Source organism: Haloferax sp. S2CR25, from assembly GCF_031624535.1.
In the GTDB taxonomy this organism is placed as follows: domain Archaea; phylum Halobacteriota; class Halobacteria; order Halobacteriales; family Haloferacaceae; genus Haloferax; species Haloferax massiliensis.
In genome coordinates this window covers 195,313-212,602 of the sequence record NZ_JAMQOO010000004.1, presented here as the reverse complement: position 1 = coordinate 212,602, position 17,290 = coordinate 195,313, and the positions used below count along the sequence as shown (strand labels likewise).

Annotated in this window: 23 protein-coding genes and 4 tRNA genes; 12 read left to right on the top strand and 15 right to left on the bottom strand. The window is 66.5% G+C overall.

Annotated elements, in window-relative coordinates; all coding sequences use genetic code 11:
• Positions 1 to 169: 169 nt before the first annotated feature.
• Entirely contained in the window at positions 170 to 1,642 is a 1,473-nt protein-coding gene (locus NDI65_RS12040) for a single-stranded DNA binding protein (protein ID WP_089779384.1), read from the bottom strand.
• A gap of 192 nt (positions 1,643 to 1,834) precedes the next feature.
• The gene (locus tag NDI65_RS12035; protein WP_310893683.1) at positions 1,835 to 2,344 is read right to left on the bottom strand and encodes a hypothetical protein; all 510 of its coding nucleotides are present in this window, start codon (positions 2,342 to 2,344) and stop codon (positions 1,835 to 1,837) included.
• Between the two features lie 147 nt (positions 2,345 to 2,491).
• Here NDI65_RS12035 and NDI65_RS12030 point away from each other — a divergent pair.
• Positions 2,492 to 2,564, top strand: a tRNA-Arg gene (locus NDI65_RS12030).
• Positions 2,565 to 2,696: 132 nt separating this feature from the next.
• Here the strand turns inward: NDI65_RS12030 and NDI65_RS12025 are convergent.
• Entirely contained in the window at positions 2,697 to 3,380 is a 684-nt protein-coding gene (locus tag NDI65_RS12025) for a rhamnogalacturonan acetylesterase (RefSeq protein WP_089779388.1), read from the bottom strand.
• A 174-nt stretch (positions 3,381 to 3,554) separates the two neighbouring features.
• On the bottom strand, positions 3,555 to 3,779 hold the full coding sequence (locus NDI65_RS12020; protein ID WP_089779390.1) for a hypothetical protein: 225 nt from the start codon (positions 3,777 to 3,779) through the stop codon (positions 3,555 to 3,557).
• 144 nt (positions 3,780 to 3,923) lie between these two features.
• Between NDI65_RS12020 and NDI65_RS12015 the strand changes: the two genes are divergently transcribed.
• Positions 3,924 to 4,535: a DUF309 domain-containing protein gene (locus tag NDI65_RS12015; RefSeq protein ID WP_089779392.1), complete on the top strand. Its 612-nt coding sequence runs from the start codon at positions 3,924 to 3,926 to the stop codon at positions 4,533 to 4,535.
• A gap of 43 nt (positions 4,536 to 4,578) precedes the next feature.
• Here NDI65_RS12015 and NDI65_RS12010 read toward each other — a convergent pair whose 3' ends face one another.
• Both NDI65_RS12010 and azf read right to left on the bottom strand, forming a co-directional pair.
• Positions 4,579 to 4,788: a hypothetical protein gene (locus NDI65_RS12010; RefSeq protein ID WP_089779394.1), complete on the bottom strand. Its 210-nt coding sequence runs from the start codon at positions 4,786 to 4,788 to the stop codon at positions 4,579 to 4,581.
• 138 nt (positions 4,789 to 4,926) lie between these two features.
• Positions 4,927 to 5,715 (bottom strand): NAD-dependent glucose-6-phosphate dehydrogenase, encoded by a 789-nt coding sequence (gene azf, locus NDI65_RS12005; protein WP_089779396.1) that lies wholly within the window; start codon positions 5,713 to 5,715, stop codon positions 4,927 to 4,929.
• A gap of 100 nt (positions 5,716 to 5,815) precedes the next feature.
• Between azf and NDI65_RS12000 the strand changes: the two genes are divergently transcribed.
• Together NDI65_RS12000 and NDI65_RS11995 are read left to right on the top strand one after the other, a co-directional pair.
• Positions 5,816 to 6,157 (top strand): dihydroneopterin aldolase family protein, encoded by a 342-nt coding sequence (locus NDI65_RS12000; RefSeq protein ID WP_049968055.1) that lies wholly within the window; start codon positions 5,816 to 5,818, stop codon positions 6,155 to 6,157.
• Positions 6,158 to 6,250: 93 nt separating this feature from the next.
• Complete coding sequence (locus NDI65_RS11995) at positions 6,251 to 6,694, top strand: DUF5790 family protein (protein WP_089779397.1); 444 nt, start codon at positions 6,251 to 6,253, stop codon at positions 6,692 to 6,694.
• Between the two features lie 23 nt (positions 6,695 to 6,717).
• Here NDI65_RS11995 and NDI65_RS11990 read toward each other — a convergent pair whose 3' ends face one another.
• From NDI65_RS11990 to NDI65_RS11970, 5 genes are all read right to left on the bottom strand, one after another.
• Positions 6,718 to 7,440: a creatininase family protein gene (locus NDI65_RS11990; protein WP_089779399.1), complete on the bottom strand. Its 723-nt coding sequence runs from the start codon at positions 7,438 to 7,440 to the stop codon at positions 6,718 to 6,720.
• A gap of 44 nt (positions 7,441 to 7,484) precedes the next feature.
• Positions 7,485 to 9,422: an ABC transporter ATP-binding protein gene (locus NDI65_RS11985; RefSeq protein WP_089779401.1), complete on the bottom strand. Its 1,938-nt coding sequence runs from the start codon at positions 9,420 to 9,422 to the stop codon at positions 7,485 to 7,487.
• Positions 9,423 to 9,484: 62 nt separating this feature from the next.
• Positions 9,485 to 10,369 carry a NosD domain-containing protein gene (locus tag NDI65_RS11980; protein WP_089779404.1) on the bottom strand — a complete coding sequence of 295 codons (885 nt, stop codon included), beginning with the start codon at positions 10,367 to 10,369 and terminating at the stop codon, positions 9,485 to 9,487.
• A 127-nt stretch (positions 10,370 to 10,496) separates the two neighbouring features.
• A complete protein-coding gene (locus NDI65_RS11975) occupies positions 10,497 to 10,766 on the bottom strand; it encodes a hypothetical protein (protein WP_089779406.1) in 270 nt (89 codons plus the stop codon).
• 40 nt (positions 10,767 to 10,806) lie between these two features.
• The gene (locus NDI65_RS11970) at positions 10,807 to 11,304 is read right to left on the bottom strand and encodes a DUF192 domain-containing protein (protein WP_089779408.1); all 498 of its coding nucleotides are present in this window, start codon (positions 11,302 to 11,304) and stop codon (positions 10,807 to 10,809) included.
• 93 nt (positions 11,305 to 11,397) lie between these two features.
• On the opposite strand from NDI65_RS11970, the gene NDI65_RS11965 reads away from it, so the two are divergent.
• Positions 11,398 to 11,471, top strand: a tRNA-Val gene (locus NDI65_RS11965).
• 146 nt (positions 11,472 to 11,617) lie between these two features.
• Here the strand turns inward: NDI65_RS11965 and NDI65_RS11960 are convergent.
• The gene (locus tag NDI65_RS11960) at positions 11,618 to 11,821 is read right to left on the bottom strand and encodes a hypothetical protein (RefSeq protein ID WP_089779410.1); all 204 of its coding nucleotides are present in this window, start codon (positions 11,819 to 11,821) and stop codon (positions 11,618 to 11,620) included.
• A 105-nt stretch (positions 11,822 to 11,926) separates the two neighbouring features.
• Here NDI65_RS11960 and NDI65_RS11955 point away from each other — a divergent pair, with 105 nt between their 5' ends.
• From NDI65_RS11955 to NDI65_RS11925, 7 genes are all read left to right on the top strand, one after another.
• The gene (locus NDI65_RS11955) at positions 11,927 to 12,325 is read left to right on the top strand and encodes a VanZ family protein (RefSeq protein ID WP_089779412.1); all 399 of its coding nucleotides are present in this window, start codon (positions 11,927 to 11,929) and stop codon (positions 12,323 to 12,325) included.
• 44 nt (positions 12,326 to 12,369) lie between these two features.
• On the top strand, positions 12,370 to 13,038 hold the full coding sequence (locus tag NDI65_RS11950; protein ID WP_310893718.1) for a hypothetical protein: 669 nt from the start codon (positions 12,370 to 12,372) through the stop codon (positions 13,036 to 13,038).
• Positions 13,039 to 13,099: 61 nt separating this feature from the next.
• Positions 13,100 to 13,173 (top strand) — tRNA-Phe (locus NDI65_RS11945).
• Positions 13,174 to 13,480: 307 nt separating this feature from the next.
• Positions 13,481 to 13,675: a cold shock domain-containing protein gene (locus NDI65_RS11940; protein WP_004057907.1), complete on the top strand. Its 195-nt coding sequence runs from the start codon at positions 13,481 to 13,483 to the stop codon at positions 13,673 to 13,675.
• A gap of 158 nt (positions 13,676 to 13,833) precedes the next feature.
• Positions 13,834 to 14,028: a cold-shock protein gene (locus tag NDI65_RS11935; RefSeq protein ID WP_004057909.1), complete on the top strand. Its 195-nt coding sequence runs from the start codon at positions 13,834 to 13,836 to the stop codon at positions 14,026 to 14,028.
• Positions 14,029 to 14,206: 178 nt separating this feature from the next.
• Positions 14,207 to 14,932, top strand: a complete 726-nt coding sequence (locus NDI65_RS11930) for a DUF2270 domain-containing protein (protein ID WP_089779414.1) — start codon at positions 14,207 to 14,209, stop codon at positions 14,930 to 14,932.
• A 49-nt stretch (positions 14,933 to 14,981) separates the two neighbouring features.
• Positions 14,982 to 15,055: transfer RNA gene (locus tag NDI65_RS11925), tRNA-Phe, on the top strand.
• A gap of 146 nt (positions 15,056 to 15,201) precedes the next feature.
• Here NDI65_RS11925 and NDI65_RS11920 read toward each other — a convergent pair.
• From NDI65_RS11920 to NDI65_RS11910, 3 genes are all read right to left on the bottom strand, one after another.
• Complete coding sequence (locus NDI65_RS11920) at positions 15,202 to 16,020, bottom strand: hypothetical protein (RefSeq protein ID WP_089779416.1); 819 nt, start codon at positions 16,018 to 16,020, stop codon at positions 15,202 to 15,204.
• Positions 16,021 to 16,106: 86 nt separating this feature from the next.
• Positions 16,107 to 16,499, bottom strand: coding sequence for a helix-turn-helix domain-containing protein (locus NDI65_RS11915; RefSeq protein WP_089779418.1), 393 nt, complete (start codon positions 16,497 to 16,499; stop codon positions 16,107 to 16,109).
• Positions 16,500 to 16,590: 91 nt separating this feature from the next.
• Positions 16,591 to 17,238, bottom strand: a complete 648-nt coding sequence (locus NDI65_RS11910) for a helix-turn-helix domain-containing protein (RefSeq protein ID WP_089779420.1) — start codon at positions 17,236 to 17,238, stop codon at positions 16,591 to 16,593.
• Positions 17,239 to 17,290 lie beyond the last annotated feature (52 nt).

The following is a 17,290-nucleotide window of genomic DNA, read 5'->3' as shown; positions in this document are numbered from 1 at the left end:
CCGTGCGGCGTATAATCCTTTCCGTCGCGGTCCCTTCTGTATTTTATCGCACGGAGGGCTCCCGAGAGGTCGGATTTCGCGCCGAGAGCCCGCAGAAACCGGGCGAACAATGAGTCAGATTCGACGGCGGGGTGGCGGGCGACCGGCCGTCGCGCCGTCGCGTCGCCGCCTACCGCTGTGCGCCGGTGTGGACCTCGACCGTCTCGGCGCTGATGCGGCCGTCGGTCTCTGTCCCGGAGACGGTCACCTCGTCGCCGAGGCCGAGGTCGGCGTCGGTGTCGACGGTCTTGGTCTGCGTGCCGTCGTCGAGAATGACCGGCGTCCCGGCCTGCACGACCGTCCCGGTGAACTCGACTTCCTCGCCGGCGGACTCGGCCGCGGACGCGTCGGACGAGGACCCGCCGTTCGCGGCGGACGTACCGTCGGACGACCCGGACGAGCCACCGGACGAGCCGTCACCGGAGAACGCGCCGAGGCCCTGATCGCTCGGCGGACTGGGTGCCGAGCCGCCGGCGTCGGTTCCGGCCGCGCCCTCGGGGGCTTCGTCCATCACGGTGACGGACGACCGCCAGCCGGCGGAGGCTTCGAGGTCCTCCTGCCAGCCCTCTTTGATTTCCACGTCGGTGATGACGACGTAGTCCGCGAGGTCGACGTCGGCGTCGGCCTTCTCGCCCCAGAGGGCGACCCGGATGTCGCCGGTGCCGTCCTTGACGCGGATGTTTCGCACCTGTCCCTCCGAGCCGTCGTCGCGGTCGAAGGTGCGCTTGCCGTCGGCCTCGATGACGCCGCCGGCGATGTCGACCGTCTGACCGAGTTCGAGCGAGCCGATGTCGGTCGTCTCGGGGACGTACTCGATGTCCTCGTCGATGACTTCGACCGCGCCGCGGGAGCCGACGTGGAGTTCGAGCGAGCCGTCGCGCTCGCGGACGTAGCCGTCGACGACCTCGACCGACTGGCCCGGTTCGAGTTCCTCGGCGAGGTCCGCCCGCTCGTCCCAGAGCGTGACGCGGACGCGACCGGTCGGGTCGCCGACCGAAAGGTTCGAGACGCGACCCTCGGTGCCGTCGTCGCGGTCGAACGTCCGGACGGTGCCGGCGTCGAGAATCTTGCCTTCGAGGTTCACGTCCGAGAGACCGAGCGCGAGGTCCTCGACGCGATAGGTGTCGAGCACCTGCACGTCGACCTCGGCGTCGAGGTCCTCTTCGACCTTGCTGGCGCTGACTTCCACGCCGTTGTAGCCGTCTTTCGGACGGCCGCCGATTCGGAGGACGGTGCCGACTTCGAGGTTCTCCTTCGCGCCGGCGGCCATCTCGTCCCACAGCGAGACGCGGATGCGTCCGGTCTCGTCGGCGACCTCGATGTTGACGACCCGTCCGTCTTCGTCCTCGCCGTCGCGCTCGAACGTCCGCACCTCGCCGATGCTGACGACCTTGGCGAGGAACTTCACGTCCTCCATGCCGGGTTCGATGTCGGCGATGCCGTGTACCTCCTCGTCGCGCAGTTCGTGGGCGATGAGCATCGCCGCCGTCTCCTCGTCGGCGAGGCCGCCCATCTGTTCGACCTTGTCGTTGACCGCCGCCTCGAACTCCTCGAACTCGACATCGGTGTCGAGGTCGTCGTAGACCTCCCGGATGACGCCCATCAGGCGTCACCTCCCGAAACGAAGCGCGCGCGTCGCCGCAGACCAAACGTCGTACTCATACTATGGTCGAACAGGGAAGGGCGGCGCTTAAGCGTTGTTTTCCTCCGGATTGGAACGCGCGAGCGACGGCACAAATCGAGCGACATAGCGAGGGTGGCCGCGCCCTCGGCTTTGAACGTTCGGACGCGACCGTCAGGGGGCCACGTCGATGCGAGCGACCTCCCGGCGGCCGTTCGCGTCGTCGTGGACGACGACCGCCCGACCGGGGAGGCCGCTCTCGAATCGGAGGGTCGCCTCGTAGCCGCGGGCGACAGGCGATTCGTCGCAGTTCTCCGCGTCGGCTCGCTCGACGGTTTCGACGACGACCGTGACCGTGTCCGACGCCGCGTCGTAGTCGGCCCGCGCGAGTCGGGCGATGGCGCAGTCGGTCGCCCCCGAGACGCACCCGACGACGGAGACACCGGTCTCCGTCTCGGACGCGAGCGCCCCGCCGTCGGCCGGGCAGGCGTCGGCGCGGACGGGCGTGAACGACCGCCCGACGAGTCGCGGATGGCGGGGCGTCTCCGCCGCCGTCGGCGACGCGGTCCCGGTCTCGTCGCCGGTGCCCGCCGGTGACTGCTCCGCCGCGTCGCCGCCGCTCGAACACCCCGCGAGCGAGGCGCACAGCCCGGCGGTTCCGAGGAGGAGCGCGCGTCGATTCACGTCCGGGGCTAGGCTTGCCGGCGAAAAAGTCCTTGCGTGCGACACGCACACCGACGCCCGCCTCGTGCCGTGGTCCCGCGGTTCATTGGGAGTCCACATCGTAACCGTCTTAAGTAACCGTCGAGTACCGGAGAATGCAGTAAGACAGTCCTGATAGGGTAGTGGACTATCCTCCTGGCTTGCGGAGCCAGGGACCGGAGTTCAAATCTCCGTCAGGACGCTTTCCTTTAGAGCACTACTCTCCGAGAGTCCTCTGTGGCTCTCGGTCTGTCCGCGGTGAGCGGCCACCGAGGAGATTTGAACAGGGAGCGTAGCGAACGTAGTGAGCGAAGTGAGTGAGTTCAAATATCCGTCAGGACTCGACGTGAGCGGCCAGTCCGAGCTCCAGTTCTTCGACTCCGTCGAGCACCAGTTCGGCCATGCGGCGCGCCCCGCGCTCGCTGAAATGCGTGTCGTCGGCGACTCCTTCCGGATAGTTCGGGTGTTCGCCGGGTTCGAGGTGGTTGTAGAGCGCCGTCGACTCTGCGGGGCCGAGTTCCTCCAGGAGCGACCGCGTTCGCTCGTCCATGTCGATGAACGGAACGTCACGGTCGCGCGCGACGGTTCTCGTCAGGTCGGCGTACTCGCGGTGAGTGTCTTTCGGGACGCCGTCGCCGTCGAAGTGGCGGCGCGCGATGGACGTGAGTAACACCGGCGTCGCTCCGCGTTCGCGCGTCTCGCCGACGAGTTTGCGGAGGTTGTCGACGAACGCCGCCTCGGTCGTGTGCTGTTCCTTCGAGGGCACCTCGTCGTTGTGGCCGAACTGGACGAACACGTAGTCGCGCTCGGTCAACTGGCGGACCACGGGACGCCAACGACCCTCCTCCAGAAAGGTGCGGGTGCTGCGGCCGTTTCGGGCGTGGTTCGCCACCGTGACGGCGTCGTCGAAACAGTCGGCGAAGGGCATTCCCCACCCGGTCTCAGGACGCTCGTTCGCCTCCTTATCGGCCATCGTGGAGTCCCCGACGAGATGGATGGTAATCGGCTCGGGCGACATTTCGGTAGGGGTCGTCCGGACGACGTATAGAGACACCGGCCGAGTCAATCGACGGGGTGAACCCACGGACTAACCGTCGCTAACGGGAGCCTACCGAGTCGAATCGAACCGAAACGTCGGGGAAACCCGCGGAACGCCGAGCGCTCTCGGCAGTCCAGACCGGAAAAAGCGCGCTTACGCCTCATCGTAGGGCGGTTCGAGGTCGGGCGACCGCCCGTCGTCCTCCCGGCGGCGGACTGAGGAGGTCGTCCGCGACCGCTGCGGACGGGGGCGAGGCGTCTCCTCGGACCGGGGCTTCGCGGCCCACGACCCGTGACAGTCCCGACAGTAGTTGCCTTTGTACGCCCGCGTGAACAGGTACTGCTCACCACAGCGGATACAAACCGGAGACTGGGTCATCGTTCGACACCTCCGACGAGGGTTTCGAGGGCATTCATGTGCTATCATACCTCATATGCTCCCGAGAGGGATAAGTATGCAAGGCCTACGGCGGGCGAGCCCCGTCTTCGCGGAATCTTTACTCGTGGGCGGCGAACGGTTCGCATGGACGATTCGCTTCGCGCAGGCGTCGCCATCTACAACGCGGGCGCGTACCGGGCGGCCCACGGCGCGTGGGAGTCGCGGTGGCTGTCGCTCGAACGCGACACTGACGACGAGCGGTTCCTCCACGGCCTCATCCAGTTCACCGCGGCGGTCCATCACGCCCGCGACGGCAACGACTCCGGCGCGGTCGGCCTCGCCCGGAGCGCCCGGCAGTACCTCGACGGTCTCGGCGACGACTACCGCGGCGTCGACCTCGCCGGGGTTCGGTCGTTCCTCTCACGGCTCGAAGCCGACCCCGCCGTCGCCGACGACCCGCTGGCGCTCCGAGTCTACGGACGGGTCGTCACCTACGACGACCTCGATTTCGACGCGGTCGCCGTCGCGGCCGAGACGCTCGCGGAGGAACTGGACGGGTACGACGAGTCGGTCGTCGCCGACGCGGTCGAATACGCCCGCGGGGAAATCGCCGAGGGGGAACAGACGCAGTTCACGGCGATGGTGTTCGACTTCGTGCGCAACGAGGCCCAGCGCGGGCTGGTGTTTCAGCGCTTGGGCGAGCACGTCCGCCGGCGGCGACGCCGCGAAGACGACGTGAGCGGCCTGTTCGAGTGAGAAAAAGAGCGGTCCGTCGAACGTCGTCGGAGACGATATCGTTTCAGAGATACTCCTTCCTAATTACGAGCAGTAGCCAGACGACCGGGGCGAGGGCAAGGAGCAAGCCGACGACGCCAAGCAGATAGTCCCCTTCGACGAGTCCCCGCGCCCATCCCCGACCGAGGTGAAAGACGAACAGGGAGCAGACGAGTAACACCGCGTCGCGGAGCGAGAGTTCCGAGTTCTCCGCACTGGAACCCAGTAACGACATTACGCTCCCGTTCGTGTCGAATTTCTATAAACTTTCTCCCGTTCCGTTCGCACGCCTCCAGACCGGCCGTTCCACACGACGACCTAGCTGGAGAACGGGCGTTCGAGAGCCCCGAAAATCGGAGTTCCGACGCCGCAGTCAGGCATCGTCCAGCGGTTCGCCCTCGAAGGTGAACTCGGCGGAGTTGTCCTTCGGGTCGTAGCCGAGCACCGCGCGGGCGCGGTCGATGGAGTAGTACTTCCGGTCGTTGTCGGAGATGCCGTAGACGATTTCGTAGTCGTAGTCGGCCTCGATGCAACACTCGAAGAGGTGCCCGCAATCGCGGTACGACAGCCACATCGCCTGTCCGCGTTCGTACTCCTTCGGCGGGTGGTGCTGGGTGAGGTTGCCGATGCGGACGTTCACGACAGAGATGTCGTGGTGGTCGTGGTAGTACCGGCCGAGCGTCTCGCCTGCGGCCTTGCTCACGCCGTAGAGGTTACTCGGGCGCGGGAGTTCGGTCCCGTCGAGTCGGAACTCGTGGTGCGGACGGTACATGTCCGGGGTCCGGTCCGTGGTCTCGTACGCGCCGACGGCGTGGTTCGAGGAGGCGAACGCGAACTTCTCGACGCCGGCGTCGACCGCGGCGTCGAACATCTGTTGGGTGCCGTCGATGTTGTTCCGCAGGACGCTGTCCCACGGCGCTTCGGGCCGCGGGTCGCCCGCGAGATGGATGACGGCGTGAACGCCCTCCATGGCGTTTCGCACGGCGGTCTCGTCGGTAACGTCCGCGACGTACACCTCCGTGGGGTCGACCGATTCGGGAATCTTCTCGTCGGAGAGTGGCTCGCGGTCCAAAAGCCGCCAGTCGTAGGCGTCGCCGATGTGCCCTAGTATCGCCTGGCCGACGCGCCCGCCAGCCCCCGTCAGCAAAACCGGCTGGTCCATTCGGTGTAACGTCCGGCGAGGGAGGCTAAGTAAGGACCGATTCGCGCTCGCTCGCCACCTCGACCGGCGAACTTTACCCGGCGGCGGCGGAGTTCCCGGTATGGTCACAGACCCGCAGACGGCCTGCTTCGAGGCGGGCATCAAGTTCGGGACGCTCTACCACCAGTTCGCCGGCACGCCGGTCTCGCCCGACAGCGCCCGGAGCCTCGAACGGGCCATGGCCGAGGCCATCGAGAATCAACCGTACTGCGAGTCGGTCTCCGTGCACATTCTCGACGGCGCACTGGAGGCCGAACTCGCCGAGTCGGCCGCCGACTACACCGAACTCACGGGGCGGTTCATGGAAGTCGAGATGGAAATCGACTACGAGGGCGTTCGCGTCCGGACGCGCATGGAGATGGAGGACGGCTACCCGCTGATGAAACTCGTGTCCGTCGAGTGAGGTCGGAAAACGGCCGCAACCGCGACCGAGTCGTTCGATTTCACTTTCACTTTCGGGGTCGTTTTTAAACCCCCACGCGCCGAACGTGTGAGCATGAGTCAAAGCACGCTCGGCGACGACGACCTGTTCGGAGAGGCGGCGGCGGAGATGCGCGCCGACGTCGAGGAGCACCTCGGCGAGGCGCGGTCGGAACTGCCCGACCCGGACGACGTGTGGGAGGCCGAGGCCGACAACGTCCTCGGCGTCCTCAACGGCCTCCGGTCCTCGCTCAACGTCGAGGGCGCGGCCGAGCACGTCCGACAGGCCAAGAAGTGGTACGTCATCGGCCAGCGCGCCGAGGCGTTCGACGACCCCGAGGACCTCGAAGAGGCCATCGAAGAGCTCGAAGAGCTCATCGAGATGGTCGATGAGGCCCACGAACTCGTCGGGGAACTCACCAACACGATGCCGCAACTTCGCGGCGCACTCACCGACGCGGCTGAGGCGGCGGAAGCGGCGGCCGACGACGCCGAAGAAGACGAGGAAGACGAAGAGTAATCGCCGCGCGAGTCGCTGACCGTTCAGTCGAGTTCTCGGCTCTCGACCGCGTCGAGGAGCGACGCGAGCGAGTCGGCCGCGAGCGATTCCAGTTCCGCGCCGCGTTCGGCGTCACCGTCGGCCGGGTCGCCGACGACGCCGTTGTCGGTGAACTCGTCGGAGTCGTGGGCGAGGTTGACGCCCGAGACCCACTCGCCCCAGCGGTCGGCACCGCCCTCGCGGGCCTCGTCGATTCGGTCCTCGCGGACCAGTTCGGGGTGTGTGTGGCGGAGGAGCGCGGTTTCTAGCGGGCCGCCGTGGCCCATGTCCGAAGAGTGCTCGCCGACGGCGTCGAACCACGTGAACGCGACCGCGTAGACGTCGCCCGTCCGCGAGACGCGCCGGCAGAGCTCCGCGAGCGCGTCGATGTTGCCGCCGTGGCCGTTGACGACGACGACGCGGTCGAAGCCGTGGTGAGCGAGCGATTCGACGGTCTCGCGGACGTACGCGCGGAAGGTGTCCGGCGAGACCCACAGCGTGCCGTCGAAGGCGCGGTGTTCCTCGGCGACGCCGACCGGGATGGTCGGACCGACGACGACCTCGCCGTCGAACGCCTCGGCCCCGGCCTCGGCGACCGATTCGGCGTTGAGCGCGTCGGTGCCGAGCGGCGCGTGCGGGCCGTGCTGTTCCGTGCTTCCGACCGGGAGGACCGCGAGGTCGGCGTCGAGGTCGGCGACCTCGGTCCAGGTGGCCTCGGAGAGTCGCATGGCGACAGAAGGGTCGGCCCCGCCCTTAGTGGTGGGCGCTTCGCTCAGTCGTTGCCGGCGTCGACCTCGGCCTGTCGGCGGGCGGCGCGCTCGACGAACTCGTCGGGGAGTTGGTCGATTTCGCCGGCCTGAACGCCCCAGAGGTGGGCGTAGAGGCCGTCTTCCGACAGGAGGTCGTCGTGGGTGCCGCGCTCGACGATGCGGCCGTCTTCGAGGACGAGAATCTGCTCCGCGTCCTTGATGGTCGAGAGGCGGTGGGCGATGCTGAACGTCGTCCGGTCGGCCGTGAGTTCGTCCAGCGAGCGCTGGATGAGCATCTCGGTCTCGGTGTCCACGTCCGAGGTCGCCTCGTCGAGAACGAGGATGTCCGGGTCTTTCAGGATGGCGCGGGCGATGGAGACGCGCTGGCGCTGGCCGCCCGAGAGCTTCACGCCGCGCTCGCCGACCTTGGTGTCGTAGCCCTCGGGGAGGTTCGAGATGAACTCGTGGGCCTCGGCGGCTTTCGCGGCCGCGACGACCGCCTCGTCGTCGGCGTCGAACGTCCCGTAGGTGATGTTGTCGCGGACGGTCCCGTAGAACAGGAACGTCTCCTGGCTGACGTAGGCGATGGACTCCCGGAGGCTGGAGATGGTCACGTCGCGCACGTCCTGTCCGTCGATGCTGACGCGCCCCTCGTCGGGGTCGTACATCCGCATCAGGAGCTTGAGAATCGTCGATTTCCCCGCGCCCGTGGGGCCGACGAGCGCGAGCGTCTCGCCGCCGTCGACCTCGAAGGAGATGTCTTCCACGATGGTCTCGCCGTCGCCGTAGCCGAAGGTCACGTCGTCGTACTCGACGCGGCCCTCGGAGACGGCGAGGTCGGGCGCGTCGGGCTGTTCGGCCAGTCGCGCGGGCTCGTCCATCAGGCCGAAGATGCGGGCGCTGGAGGCGTGGGCGCGCTGATACATGTTGATGATCTGCCCGAACTGGGCCAGCGGCCAGACGAACTGCTGGGTGAGCAGGATGAACGTGACGAACTCGCCGATTTCGAGGTCGCCGGTGAAGGGGCCGGGACCCTGTCCGTTGATGACCCACAGGCCGCCGACGACGAACGTGAGGGTGAAGCCGATGCCCGCGAGGATGCGGAGCGCCGGGAAGAACTTGATGCGGGTGTTGATGGCGTCCCAGTTGGCGTCGAAGTAGTCCATCGAGACGCCGTCGACGCGGTCGGACTCGTGGGGTTCGGCGTTGAACGTCTTGATGACCTGGATGCCGCCGAGGTTGTTCTCCAACCGGGAGTTGAGTTTGCCGACCGACGAGCGCACGTCGGCGTACTTCGGCTGGATGATGCCGACGAACTTCCACGTGAACAGCGCGATGAGCGGCACCGGCAGCAGCGCGACGAGCGCGAGTTGCCAGTTGTACGAGAGGAGGACCACCGCGATGGCGACGACCATCACGGACAGGCGGAAAAACGAGTTCATCCCGTCGTTGAGGAACCGTTCGAGGCGGTTCACGTCGTTCGAGAGGATGGACATCATCTCGCCGGTCTGCTTGTCGGCGAAGAAGTCCATGTTGAGCAGTTGCATCCGGTCGTAGGTGTCGGTCCGAACGTCGTGTTGAATCTGCTGGGCGAAGGCATTCCACCCCCAGTTGCGGAGCCAGTGGAACAGCGCGCCGGCGGTGAAGCTGAACACGATGATGCCGACGGCAAAGAAGAACTGACCGTCTCTGGTCGCGGGGACGAACGGGGCGATCCACGCCTCGGGGACGACGGGGAAGCCGGCCGCGAACGACTTGTCCTGTCGGATGATGGCGTCGATGGCGAGGCCGAGGATGACCGGCGGCATGAGGTCGAGCACGCGGGCGGCGACGCTCGCGAGGACGCCCACGACGAACTCGAAGGTGTTGTCGCGGCCGTACTCGGCGAACAGCCGCCGCATCGGGTTGTCGACCCGCGCTCGTTGGTCCTCGAACGGGTCGTCGTCGGTTTCAGGGGACACGACAGCGGTTCAAGGGGCGCGCGCAGTAAAGTACTCGGGTGCGGGAGCGGGCCGCCGGTAGTTCAACACGAGGCGTTCCGAACCGTGTTCCTGCTCGAACCGCCGGATTCGACGACCGGCTGTTGGCTGACGCCGCAGAGGTCGTTCCGGATGAGTCGGTTGCGGTGGGAGTCGTCCAGCGTGACGCCGTGGGCCGAGAGGCCGGTCGTCACGACGTTCTCGCGGAGGGCGTTGCGGTCGCTTCCGACGAGTTCGAACCCGGCGATGATGATACGGACCTCGTTCTCGACGAAGCGGTTTCGGTGGCTGTCGCGGAGGTGGAAGCCGGGACCACCGCCGTCGGCGAGGTTCCGTCGAAACAGGTTTCGAGAGCTTCCGACGAGCCTCACCGGGAAGTCTTCGGTCAGGAACTCGCAGTCGACGAACTCGTTTCGGTGCGAGTCCACGAGCGTGAGCACGACGGGACTGATGAGCGTGCAGGACTCAAATCGGGTCCGCGTGGTGCGTCTGAGAACGACGCTCTCCGATTCGAAGATGAAAAAGCTCGTGTTCGTCACCGCACAGCGCGACGAGTCCGCGATGACGAGCTGTTGTCTCTCGTCGCTCGGATAGCCGGTGACCTGCGAGTCCGCTATCGTCACCCGGCTCGAATCGGTGATTCGTCCGCCCTTCGTCAGCGCGATGTCGGCTATCGAGACGCGACTGCCCGAGATAGCCGTCTCGCCGACGACGGCGTACCCCCGGCCGTCGACGCGGACGTCGTCGGCGAAAATCTCCAGACAGTCGAGGTCTCCGTCGAGGTAGTACCGCCCCGACTCGGTGATGCTCGCGCATCCCGAGAGCACCGTCCCGGTCGGCCTCGCCCGCGACACGCCCGGCGCGAGCGCCGGAAGCGCGGCGAGCCCCAGTCCGCGAAGCGCACCTCTCCTCGTGATGTGTGTCGACATAGAACACATTCGACTACAACACGTCGGCACAAATACAGATATTGTGAGATTGTTACCAACTACGTATCAGGCTTTGTGACGTACTGGAACACCGACCGGTCGGAGCGGGTCGGACGCAACCCGGACGTCAGACGACTCGGTCTTCGACGTCGGGGTCGACGCCGGCCTCGACGAGGTCCTGCCGGACGCGCTCGCGGAGCGGGTCGGGGACCGTGTCGCGGCCGACGGGGACCGCGACTTCGCCGTCGCCTTTCACCTTCCAGTAGAGGACGCAGTCGGACGGTTCGTAGTACTCGATGCTGTAGGCGTCGTCCGCCCCGCGGTAGTGGACCCGCGCGGCGAACCCCTCGGCGCGCCAGCCTTCGAGTTCGGAGAGCGCCGCGACGTGTTCTGTCATGGTGGGGCCTACGGTCGCCGGCCCTTCGGGCGTTTCGCTTCTACTCGGCTTCGACCCGGTCGCCCGCGGAGATGCCGGTCTCGTTCGTGTAGCCGTAGGGGAGTTCGAGGACGTACCTCCCGGTTCCGCGGTAGCGGGTGAGGTCGGACTCGCTCGTCCCCTCGGGGTCGAGTTCGGCGTGGTGGATGCGCGTGATGGTGCCGTTTTCGGCGACGAAGACGATATCGAGGGGGAAGTCCATGTCGCGCATCACGTAGGCGTAGGTGCCCGACGAGTCGTGGACGAACCACATCCCCTCGTTTTCGGCGAGCGATTCGGTGTCGCTCAGGCCGGTGAAGCGCTTGGCACGGGTGTCGGCGACGCGGGCGTCGACGGTCGCCAGCGTCTCGCCGGTCTCGTCGTCGACGACGGTGAGCGTGGTTCGTTCGTAGCCGTCGGTCGAGCCGGGGACGACCGCCGGGTTGGTGAGGTACGCGACGCTCGCGACCGCGACGACGACGGCGACGACGAGCAGAGCGGTTCGCGCGCGAGAGGTCATTGCCGGACGTGACGGTCGCCGCGCGTCTAAGGGTTCCGGGGACCGGTCGAAACGAAAACCGTTATGAGCGCGAACCGGTTCGATTGAGGTGCAGGGCTCGTGGTCTAGTTGGTTATGACGCGGCCTTTACAAGGCTGAGGTCGGTGGTTCGAATCCGCCCGAGCCCACTAATTCTGTGTGAGCGACAGCGAACACGAATTAGTGAACCGAGGGCGATTCGAACCAGGGAGCAACTCGTTGCGACCGAGGTTCGAATCCGCCCGAGCACCGACTGCTATACGAGCGACCGAGGTTTGAATCCGCCCGATGCCGCTCACACACTTCGTTGCATCACCAAAAGAGACACCGGGACGCTGGCGGCGACGAGACCGAACGCGCCGCCGACGAGCGGTTCGACACCCAGCGACGGACCGAGTAGGTAGCCGCCGACGAATCCGAGCGGGTCGAAGACCAACGCGAGGATGATGAGCTGTACTGCGAAGTTCTTGGAGGTGAACCAGCGGGGGAGTAGCGACACGGTTGTCGAAACGTGTCGCCAACCTGCTATTTAATTTCACGTGGTCGCGGTCGGAGCCACGAGGACGCGAACCCTTTTAGCCCACCACGAACCCACCACCGAGTAGTGAACCCAATCGCGCGACTCCGCGAGAACCCGCGGCGGGCGGCCGTCGCCCTCGGGTACGCGTTCGTCGTCCTCGTGGCGTCGGTCGTTCCGACGCCGCCGGGGAGCCTCACACCGATGGGTCCGCTCGGACTCGTCGGCCTCGACAAGTGGGTCCACGCGGCCGGGTACGCCGGCCTCGGATTCGGTTTCGCGGCCGCGACTCGCGCGAGGGGGCGCGAGGAAGTCGCGGCGGCCGTCGTCGCCGCCGGCGCGTTCGGAGCGGGCATCGAGGTCGTGCAGGCGGTGCTCCCGTATCGGTCGTTCGGCGTCGCCGACGCGGGGGCGAACCTCGTCGGCGCGGTCCTCGGCGGGGTCGTCTGGGTCGCGCTCGTTCGGGTCGCGGAGTCCCGGAGGTAGGGTTATCTCACCACCTCTCCAAGGGGGCACGAACGGTGAAGGAAATGGGCACGAGACGACTCATCCGGGCACTCGGTCTCGCGGGAATCGGCGTCGTCGGGGCGTACCTCCTTGCGGTTCGGCCGTGGCACAGGCGCTGGGGGACGACAGACGACGAGGCGACGGGCTGGCTCCCCGGCGACGACTTCGTCGGCGACGCGGACGTCACCTCGACGCGGGCGATCACGATTACGGCCCCCGCGCGGGCGGTCTGGCCGTGGGTCGTCCAGTTGGGACAGGGCCGCGGCGGGTTCTACAGCTACGAGCGACTGGAGAACCTGTTCGGTCTGCAGATTCACAACGCGGACCGAATCCTCCCGCAGCACCAGCGACTCGACGTGGGCGACGAGATACGACTCGGCCCGCCGGGGTCGGGTACGCCGTCGTTCCGGGTCGCCTTCGTGGACCCCGAGCGGAGCCTTGTGTTGAGCGCGCCGGGGTGGGAGACCGGAGAGAGCCCGGCGACGTGGACCTTCGCGCTGCACGAGGTTGCCCCCGGTGCGACCCGGTTGGTCGTCAGGTTCCGCGGGCGGTCGAAGACGCTCCGCGAGCGCGTGATGAATCGGTTGGTCGTCGAACCGGTCCAGTTCCTCATGGAGCGGAAGATGCTCAAGGAGATTCGCTCGCGGGCGGAGCGGGCGCGGGCGAGTCCGACGGGCGGCCGACACCGCTGACCCAGCGCCGACGGGCGATTCGAAAGTCTTTTTGATGCGGTCCGGCTTCGGAAGATTGCGAGCCGCCTTAGCTCAGACTGGGAGAGCACTCGACTGAAGATCGAGCTGTCCCCGGTTCAAATCCGGGAGGCGGCATATTCTGAGATTCTGAGCGGAGCGAAGAATCGAAGAAACGACGCCGGACTGATTTGAACCCAAGAAGTCGAACGGAGTGAGTCTTCTTTCGGTTCAAATCCGGGAGGCGGCATTTTTCTGTACCTGACCACCGAGCGAAGCGAGCGGGGCAGGTACTGTAACTGCCACCCGACCGAGTTCTCAACAGCGAGATGCGAAACGCGGAATCCAGATGTTTCAACCCCGGAGAGCCGAACACAGGGCACCACTGAACCCAGAGGCGTCCTTCAGAAGACTTATCTGCGTGAGGTCGTTGGATTCAAAGGCAATGGCGAAAGGTAAGGTCGACTTCTTCAACGACACTGGCGGTTACGGTTTCATCTCTACTGACGACGCGGACGACGACGTGTTCTTCCACATGGAAGATGTTGGCGGTCCGGACCTCGAAGAGGGTCAGGAAATCGAGTTCGACATCGAGCAGGCCCCCAAGGGCCCCCGCGCGACGAACGTCACCCGCCTCTAAGCAGGTTTCCGTTCACCGCAGTACATTCACAGACTGACGAACTTTCTTCCGTTTTTCACACCCGCGAGCGGCGGCGCTCGGCGACCACGGCGAACCGGGCGAGCGGTACCCACACATGCGGAAGGGTTATCCGTTCGCAGGCACGTTGTACAGTCGCAATGGCGAAAGGTAAGGTCGACTTCTTCAACGACACTGGCGGCTACGGTTTCATCTCTACTGACGACGCGGACGACGACGTGTTCTTCCACATGGAAGATGTTGGCGGTCCGGACCTCGAAGAGGGTCAGGAAGTGGAGTTCGACATCGAACAGGCCCCCAAGGGCCCGCGCGCGACCAACGTCACGCGCCTGTAATTCGGTCTCCGAATTCAGAGACAGACGAATCGATTTCTGAGAATTTTTTACACACCCTGAGCCGCGGGACCGCCCGGCGTCGGGCGTGCGGCGTCCGCGCGGCGCGCGGTAGCCACCGTTCCGACCCGCGACCCAGAAGGCTCTTATCCCTCGGTAGTTGTGCATCAAACGAACAACAATGTCCGACGACGGGGAGCTGGAACCTCCCGCGGGGATAGACGACTCCCACATCGGCGCGGGCGTCTTCGACGAGACGATGGGCCCGGGTTCGTCGTTCGCACACCTCTACCGGGGCGAGATACACCGGATGAAGTCGTGGCGGGAGCGGCTGGACCGGACCAGCAACTGGGCGATTACGCTGATGGCCGGGATTCTGACGTGGTCGTTTTCCGCACAAACGCACCCGCACTACATCATCCTCCTCGGGGTGGTGACGCTGAGCATCTTCCTCTGTATCGAGGCGCGGCGCTTCCGCGCGTACGACATCTGGCGCTCGCGGGTTCGGATGTTTCAGCAGAACGTCTGGGCGTACGCGCTCGACCCGGACGGCGGCGTCCTCGACGAGGACTGGCGGAAGAAACTCGGCGAGGACTACCGCACGCCGAACATGAAGATACCCTTCGAGGAGGCGCTGGCCCACCGGCTCCGCCGGGTGTACCTGCCGCTTTTCCTCGTGATGCTCGTCGCGTGGGTCATCCAGCTTACGACGTACACGGAGGGCGCGACGCTCGTCGGGAGCGCCGGCATCGGCGGCATCCCCGGCAACATCATCGTCGCGTTCGTCGCCGGGTTCTACGCGACCCTGCTCGGCATCTCGTTCCGCCCGCGCGAGTGGCACGTCAACGGCGAACTCATCCCGAGCGACGTGACGGGGTGGGAGGAGTCGGAGTACGGCGGGTCGTAGCGCCGCAATTCGAAATGGTTTTTTCGCTCCTGTGCGTCTGTCGAATCGCGCCGCCTTAGCTCAGACTGGGAGAGCACTCGACTGAAGATCGAGCTGTCCCCGGTTCAAATCCGGGAGGCGGCATATTCTACGATTCTGAGCGGAGCGAAGAATCGAAGAAACGACGCCGGACTGATTTGAACCAGCGAGTAACTCTCCGAGTCGCGAGTGAGGTTCAAATCCGGGAGGCGGTCCCATGTTAAGACCGAGAGCGACAGCTGAATCCTCGCCTACGCCCGCGCCTCGCCGAGCCACGCGGGTTCGTCGACGGTCGTCGAGCCGACGCCCGTGAGTGAGTACTCCCACGACCCGCTCACTTCGGTCCCGTCGTCCATCCGCCCCGAGAACGCCCACGATTCGTGGCGCGAGAGGCCGTCTCCGTCGACGAGGACGACGTACTCGAAGCTCGTGACCTCCAGCGTGCCGGGTTCGCCCTGCGCCGCGGCCGACCCGGCGAGAATCAGCGCCTCGTTGGCGGCCGACAGCTCGTAGCGTTCGACGGACGCGCCGTCGAACGTCTCGGTGCCGGCGAACGTGAGGTCGTCGTCAGCGCCGTACGCGCGGGCCTGCGAGAGCGCGATGGCGGTGGCGAGGACCTCCGTCGACCCCTCGTAGGAGGTGTAGGTGGCCTCGTCGCCGTCGCCGACCCGGACGTACGTCACGCCGTCAGCGACGAACTGCTCGACGGCCCCCGAGTCGGGTTGGCCGTCGGTCGTCGACGTCGTGCGGGTGTGCGACCGTTCGGTTTCGAGGTCGGCGGCGAACTCGCGGGTGACCGCGGTCTCGACGCCGTCCGCGTCGACGCCGGTGTACGACCAACTGACGGTGAAGCTCCCGGCGTCGCGGAGGAGGCGCTCGGGGTCGTTCAACTCGAAGTCGTCGCCGTCGGTGGACCCGTCGACAGCCGAGCCGCCGGTGGATTCGCCGGTGTCGTCGATACCGTCGGTGTCGTCGGTCTGGGCGGCCGGTGCGACGTCAGCGCCGCCGGCACATCCGGCGAGGAGCACGAGAACTGCGACAATCAGGACGGGAACACGGTTGGAGTACACGGCGACCGTACGACGAGTAGAATCTTAAGTAGGCACAGCGAATCGCGTCGGTTCGGCGCTGTCGGCGACGAACGCGAGCGCGCACCTCAGGCCGTCACCGACGCCGACTCGGTCACGTCGCGGTGCGAGACCCGAACCTCGACGCCCGACGGGGTGACCGAGACGGTCACGTCGTCGACGGTGCGTTCGTATTCGGCCGTGTGGGTGCCGGACCGCGAGATGCGCAGGCGCTTCGAGAGGAGGCCGGCGTCCGCGAGCGGGTCGAGTTTTCGGTAGGTCGTCGAAAGCGGGAGGTCGCACGCCTCCGAGAGTTCGCTCGCCGAGCGGGCGACGCCGTCGGTCGCGTCGAGGATGCACCGGCAGTCGTCGTCTTCGAGAAGCGAGAACAGCGCGTCGACCTCGGCGTGGTCGTCGACGACGCGGGGTTCGGACGACGCGGTTGCAGAGCGGAAATCGAACGGGAGCGAAGCCTGACTCATACTTCTGTAGAATCGGCGAACGGGGACCAACGGACAGCCCCGATAGCGTGGGACGTTTATATACTCCCGGCGGGCGGGGACGCGGCGGCCGCTAGCCCTCTTCGAGAATATCGCCGAGCAGTTTCGTCAGGGCGGCGGCGAGGTGTTCCGAGAACGTCGACTGGTTGATGCCGAGTTCCGCGGCGACCTCGGTCGCGTTGGCTCCGCGCGGGCGCTCGAAGTAACCCATCCCGTAGGCGGTCTGGAGGACTTCGAGCTGGCGGGTGGTGAGCTTCCCGCGGTCGACGAAGACGCTGTCGCCGGGGGCGTCGCCGGTCGGCGAGCGCACGAGGCGTTTGATGTCGAGCCCGGAAAAGCGGTCGCGAAGCTCGCCGATGACGGCCTGTAGCTGTTCGTAGTCGGCGGCGTGGAAGACGAGCGTCAGGCTGCCGCGCTGGGCGAAGTAGCGGTCGACCGGACAGCCGAACTCGCCGAGGCACTCGCAGGGACAGCCGGCGCTCCCGTCGTGGGTGTAGCGGTAGAGATGCTTCGACCCGTAGGAGAAGATGGGTTCGAGCGCGGACGCCTCCGGCGGGTCGTCGGCCTCGACGACGAACTCCGAGACGCTGACGTCGCCGGGGGTCGAGACGACGCTGGTCGAGACGGAATCGACGACGGAGTCCGTCGAGTGAGCGACCGAGGCGACGGGGCAGACCGACGGCGAGGCGAACTCGACCGTGGCGCGAATACCGGCTGGCATCGTGTTACGCGCGGGCGATTTGGGGGTCGCCGCGGGACGAGGGGACCGCCGC